At 45.0% G+C, this 229-nt stretch carries 1 protein-coding gene; it reads right to left on the reverse strand.

Going from position 1 to position 229, the window contains the following annotated elements:
* Positions 1–229, reverse strand: a 229-nt coding sequence (locus SB756_RS36360) for a hypothetical protein (RefSeq protein ID WP_410914109.1), incomplete at both ends; no start/stop codon positions are given.

Here is a 229-nt window from a genome sequence, read left to right on the forward strand (position 1 = left end):
AGCATGTGTTTGTCTAGGTAGCCATCAATGGGGAGTGGGTTATGGTGACAAAACATAATTTTGGAACTCGCCGAAGCAAACAGCCGTTCGGTAATTTCATTCAAATGCGTGCCTGTTACCCACCCTGCAGGCGTTGGCCCTTTAGAATTAATAAGAAGTAACTCAACGCCATTTGCCACTATATGTTTAGCGCGATTTATTTGCCCACCACTCATTCGGTTAAGCTGAG

Source organism: Pseudomonas sp. SIMBA_068, assembly GCF_046534705.1.
Lineage (GTDB): Bacteria > Pseudomonadota > Gammaproteobacteria > Pseudomonadales > Pseudomonadaceae > Aquipseudomonas > Aquipseudomonas putida.